Below are 5555 nucleotides of genomic sequence, written 5' to 3'. Positions count from 1 at the left end.
TCCCCGCCCCCGTCCCGCTGCACCGCGTCCTCCGCCGCCAGGTCGGCCGGCTGCTCCGCGCCTCCGGTCTGCTCGCCCCGGTACCGGCGAAGAAGGCGGCGCGCCCCACCGCCGGCTGCCGCGTCGCCCGCGGCACCGGCGACCTGGTCTTCCGGCTGCCCGCGAAGCGCCTCCCGGAGGGCGCCCGCGGCATCGTGCTGCGCCGCCGCGGCAGCGAGCCGCGCGAGGAGATCCGCGTCCGCCTCGGCAAGCGCCCCGCGGCCGACGGCTACGCCGAGGCCACCGTCGCCCGCGCCGCCCACCGCCTCGCCGACGGCCGCTGGGACTGCTACCTGGACCTGGGCCCTGGCGCGAAGCCCAAGCGGCTGCGCGCGGGCCTCGTCGAGACCCAGCACCTGCTCAGCCTCACCCCGCCGCGGCCCGGCGCCGACGAGGTCGCGCAGTGGATCCCGTACCCCACCAGCGACGGCTATCTGGCCGTCCGCACCTGGCTGCGTGCCGGGCACGCCGAGGTCACCTCGGTCGTCCCGGAGGCCGGCGCCTTCCGCGTGCACGCGACGCTGCACGGGCGGGCGCGGGCAGGCGAGCTGTGCGCGGTGATCGCGCGGTCCCGGAAGGGGGAGCGGTACGAGTTCCACGTCATGGCGCAGCCGCTCGGCGAGGGTGACATCGCCTTCGAGCTGCCGTACACCCTCGCCGAGGCGCACCGCGAGGGCGGGCACGACCTGTGGGACCTGTGGGTGGTGCCCAGCTTCGGCGCCCAGCCGGTCCGCCTCGGCCGCGTCTTCGGCGACCGGGTCAGCCGCAAGGACACCGACGTCTTCGCCGCCCACGAGCGCAAGACCGGCATGAACGGCCCGGTCCGGCTGCGCCCGTACCTGACCGTCCACAACAACCTCGCCCTCAGCGCCCGCGACCTGGCCAACGTCGACGGCCTCACCGAGGCGGACCTGGCGCTGCTGCGCCCGCAGCCGGCGGGCTCGGCGGGAAGCGAGTGGCGGGCGGCGTGAAGGTGACCTGAGGCCCGGAGCGGTCGGGTCCTAGGGCACTGCCGCTGGTCGCTGTCCGTGGCCGACGGTTGTAGGCATGACCAGATTCCTGCCCTCTCTGGCCCTGCTCTGCGCCGCCGTCGCCGGCACGACGGCCGCCGCCCCTGCCGCCCCCGCCGCTTCCGCTGCGGAAAGTGGCCGCAAGGTCACGCTCTGGCACTGGAACGTCGCCGGTCACTTTCTGCACAAGGGATCCACCGATACGGGCCTCCCCGAGGCCGCGGTGGCCTCCATCGCCGAGGCGGACGCCGACTTCGCCTCCTTCAACGAGCTGTGCCGCGGTCAGTACGACGCGATCCTCACCGGGCTGCGCGCGGCCGGCTGGACCGAGCAGCCGGACGACTTCGGCCGCTTCGCCGCCTCCCGCGGCGCGGGCGGCGAGACCTGCGGCGGGGACGCGTACGGGAATGCCGTCTTCAGCAAGGCGGGCATCGCGTCCGCCGAGCGGATCACGCTGCCCCGCGACGGCAGCGCCGAGAAGCGCAACATGGTCTGCGGCACCGCCCCGGACGGGACCAGCCTCTGCTCGGCGCACCTGACGGTCAGCGACGACCTGATCGACGGCCGCTTCGCGAACATCCGCCAGCTGGAGCGCGCCTTCGACGTCGTCGACGAGCTGAACGAGACCGGCGGCCCCGCCTTCCTCGCGGGCGATCTGAACGTCCAGCCGCACTTCGGGCGCATGGAGCGCTATTACTCGCCCGTCATCGACACCGAGTTCAACAGCCACAACCACGGCCGCTACCACGATCTCGACCACGGGGGCGACGCCCGCCCCGGCTACGGCAGCGGTACCTACACCGGCCCGGCCCCGGATGCCCCGCCCGGCGGGGGCAAGGCGAAGCTCGACTACCTCCTGGTCCGCGAGGACCACCTGGCCGGCGCCCGCGCGCACTCCGCCGAGGCGCTGGCGATCCCGGCCGGCTGCAGCCACGACAATGCGGAGTACGCTTCCCGCTGCTCCGATCACCGGGCGATCACGGGGACCGTTCGCGTCATGTGACGCGTGACATCCGCCGCGGGGCCCGGCAGCTATGGGCAGGCTGGTTACCGGTGGGTAGCATGACGACAGTGTCCGCACCCACCGACCACCCCGGAGGAGAGCCCGTGCCTCGTACCGCCAGGGACGTCGTCTTCGTCGACGGCGTCCGCACCCCGTTCGGCAAGGCGGGCCCCAAGGGCATCTACCACGAGACCCGCGCCGACGACCTCGTCGTCAAGGCCATCCGTGAGCTGCTGCGCCGCAACCCGAACCTCGACCCCGCGACGATCGACGAGGTGGCCATCGCCGCCACCACGCAGATCGGCGACCAGGGCCTGACCCTCGGCCGGACAGCGGGCATCCTGGCCGGGCTGCCGCAGTCCGTGCCCGGCTACTCCATCGACCGCATGTGCGCGGGCGCCATGACCGCGGTGACCACGGTGGCAGGCTCCACCGCCTTCGGCGCGTACGACATCGCCATCGCCGGCGGCGTCGAGCACATGGGCCGGCACCCGATGGGCGAGGGCGTGGACCCCAACCCGCGCTTCGTGAGCGAGAAGCTCGTCGACGAGTCGGCCCTGTTCATGGGCATGACCGCGGAGAACCTGCACGACCGCTTCCCGACGATCACCAAGCGGCGCGCCGACGAGTACGCGGTCCGCTCCCAGGAGAAGGCCGCCAAGGCCTACGCCAACGGCGACATCCAGCAGGACCTGGTGCCGATCTCCATCCGCCGCACCAGCCCTGAGGGCGGCGAGACCGGCTGGGGCCTGGCCACCGCCGACGAGCCGATGCGCCCGGGCACCACGCTGGAGAACCTGGCGGGCCTCAAGACCCCGTTCCGCGCGCACGGCCGCGTGACGGCGGGTAACGCCGCGGGTCTCAACGACGGCGCCACCGCGTCCCTCATCGCCGGCGAGGACTTCGCCCGCGAGGCCGGCCTGCCGGTGAAGATGCGCCTCGTCTCGTACGCCTATGCGGGCGTCGAGCCGGAGGTCATGGGCTTCGGCCCGATCCCGTCGACCGAGAAGGCCCTCGCCAAGGCGGGCCTGAGCATTGACGACATCGGCCTCTTCGAGATCAACGAGGCCTTCGCCGTCCAGGTGCTGGCGCTCCTCGAGCACTACGGCATCGCCGACGACGACCCGCGGGTGAACCAGTACGGCGGCGCGATCGCCTTCGGCCACCCGCTCGCTTCGTCCGGCGTGCGCCTGATGACGCAGCTGGCGCGGCAGTTCGAGCAGCAGCCCGAGGTCCGCTACGGCATCACCACCATGTGCGTCGGCTTCGGCATGGGCGGCACGGTCATCTGGGAAAACCCGCACTGGGAGGGCAAGTGAGCAGCACCAAGGAACTTCTGAAGGGCGCCGCGGAGCTCTTCCCGGATGAGGTCGTGACGCAGGCGCACGTACGTCATCTCGACCTGCCGGGCGGTGCGGGGCGCTTCGCGCTCATCACCCTCGACAACGGCCTGGACCACACCAAGCCGACCACCTTCGGCCCGCAGTCGCTGGCGAACCTGGACGCCGCGATCGACCAGGTGGAGGCGGAGGCTTCGAAGGGCGACATCGTCGGTGTGGGCATCACCGGCAAGCCGTTCATCTTCGCCGTCGGCGCCGACCTCAAGGGCGTAGAGCTCCTGAAGCGGCACGAGGACGCCCTGGCGATCGGCAAGGGCGGCCACGACGTCTTCAAGCGGCTGTCCGCGCTCGCCGTCCCGACCTTCGCGTACTACAACGGCGCGGCCATGGGCGGCGGCGTCGAGGTCGGCCTGCACTGCTCGTACCGCACGGTGTCGAAGGCCCTCCCCGCCTTCTCGCTCCCCGAGGTCTTCCTCGGCCTGGTGCCGGGCTGGGGCGGCTGCGCGCTGCTGCCGAACCTGATCGGCGCGGACCGCGCGGTCTCGGTCATCATCGAGAACTCGCTCAACCAGAACAAGCAGCTCAAGGGCAAGCAGGTCTTCGACCTCGGCATCGCCGACGCGATCTTCGAGGGCGCCGACTTCCTGGAGCAGTCGCTGCTCTGGACGGCATCCGTCCTCAAGGGCGACGTCGAGGTCGTACGGCCCGAGATCGACCGCTCCGAGGCCTGGGACCAGGCCGTCGAGCGCGGCCGCGCCATCGCCGACTCGAAGGTGCACGGGGCGGCCCCGGCCGCGTACCGCGCGCTGGACATCATCGCCGCGGCGAAGAACGGCGACCTGCGTGCCGGCTTCGACGCCGAGGACACCGCCCTTGCGGACCTCATCATGGGCGGTGAACTGCGCGCCGGTATCTACGCCTTCAACCTGGTGCAGAAGCGCGCCAAGCGCCCCGCCGGCGCGCCGGACAAGAACCTGGCCCGCCCGGTGTCGAAGGTCGGCGTGATCGGCGCGGGCCTGATGGCCTCGCAGCTGGCGCTGCTCTTCGCGCGGCGGTTGGAGGTGCCGGTCGTCCTGACCGACATCGACCAGGAGCGCATCGACAAGGGCGTCGGCTACGTCCACGAGCAGATCGACATCCTGCTGCTCAAGGGCCGCGTCAACCAGGACAAGGCGAACCGCCTGAAGGCCCTGGTCACCGGCGCCCTGGACAAGACCGAGGCGTTCGCGGACGCCGACTTCGTCATCGAGGCGGTCTTCGAGGAGCTCGGCCTCAAGCAGAAGATCTTCGCCGAGCTCGAGGACATCATCCCGGCCGAGGCGATCCTGGCGACGAACACCTCGTCCCTCTCGGTGACCGAGATGGCGTCGAAGCTCAAGCACCCCGAGCGGGTCGTGGGCTTCCACTTCTTCAACCCGGTGGCGGTGCTGCCGCTGCTCGAGATCGTACGGGCGGAGCAGACGGACGACGCGTCCCTCGCCACCGCCTTCGCGGTCTCGAAGAAGCTGAAGAAGACCTCGGTGCTGGTCAAGGACGCCCCGGCGTTCGTCGTGAACCGCATCCTCACCCGCTTCATGGGCGAGGTCCTCGGCGCCGTCGACGAGGGCACCCCGGTCGAGGTCGCGGACCGCGCGCTCGCACCGCTCGGCCTGCCGATGTCCCCGATCGTGCTGCTGGACCTGGTCGGCCCGGCGGTGGCGAACCACGTGGCGGGCACCCTGGCGGCCGCCTTCCCGGACCGCTTCGCCCAGTCGGCGAACCTCGGCCGCGTCGTCGAGGCCGGCAAGCGCAACCTCTACCTCTACGACTCCGGCAAGCCGGAGATCGACCCCGAGGTCGCGGCGCTGTTCCAGGTCGGCGACGTGGTCCTCTCCGAGGAGCAGGTCCGCGAGCGCGCGCTCAACGCCATCGCCCAGGAGATCAAGCTGATGCTGGACGAGGGCGTCGTAGCCGAGGCCCAGGACATCGACCTGTGCCTCATCACCGGCGCCGGCTGGCCCTTCCACCTGGGCGGCATCACGCCGTACCTGGACCGCGAGGGCGTCAGCGAGCGGGTCGCGGGGCGGAAGTTCCTCGCCCCGGGCGTGGCCAGCGTTCCGCAGTAATCCCTGCGTCGGGCGGGTGGTTGGGTTGCATACTCATCTGACGCTGCCTACGATTACC

At 71.8% G+C, this 5555-nt stretch carries 3 protein-coding genes and 1 pseudogene; all 4 read left to right on the top strand.

Annotated elements, in window-relative coordinates; genetic code table 11:
• Positions 1-1010 (top strand): annotated as a pseudogene (locus tag G5C51_RS39490) (hypothetical protein); the annotation flags it as partial.
• A gap of 76 nt (positions 1011-1086) precedes the next feature.
• Positions 1087-2052: an endonuclease/exonuclease/phosphatase family protein gene (locus G5C51_RS39485; RefSeq protein WP_165245347.1), complete on the top strand. Its 966-nt coding sequence runs from the start codon at positions 1087-1089 to the stop codon at positions 2050-2052.
• Between the two features lie 104 nt (positions 2053-2156).
• Positions 2157-3371 carry an acetyl-CoA C-acyltransferase gene (locus G5C51_RS39480; RefSeq protein WP_165245349.1) on the top strand — a complete coding sequence of 405 codons (1215 nt, stop codon included), beginning with the start codon at positions 2157-2159 and terminating at the stop codon, positions 3369-3371.
• Positions 3368-5497, top strand: coding sequence for a 3-hydroxyacyl-CoA dehydrogenase NAD-binding domain-containing protein (locus G5C51_RS39475; protein WP_165245345.1), 2130 nt, complete (start codon positions 3368-3370; stop codon positions 5495-5497). The genes G5C51_RS39480 and G5C51_RS39475 overlap by 4 nt, the downstream gene beginning before the upstream one ends.
• Positions 5498-5555: the final 58 nt, after the last annotated feature.

Origin of the sequence: Streptomyces coryli (assembly GCF_011044975.1) — a bacterium.
In the GTDB taxonomy this organism is placed as follows: domain Bacteria; phylum Actinomycetota; class Actinomycetes; order Streptomycetales; family Streptomycetaceae; genus Streptomyces; species Streptomyces coryli.
Note: the sequence above shows the minus strand (reverse complement) of the source record. Positions and strands in the feature narration are given on the sequence as shown.

Bases quoted from the DNA above. Each gene is read 5' to 3' on its own strand.
- G5C51_RS39485 (WP_165245347.1), top strand. From the start codon at position 1,087: ATGACCAGATTCCTGCCCTCTCTGGCCCTGCTCTGCGCCGCCGTCGCC.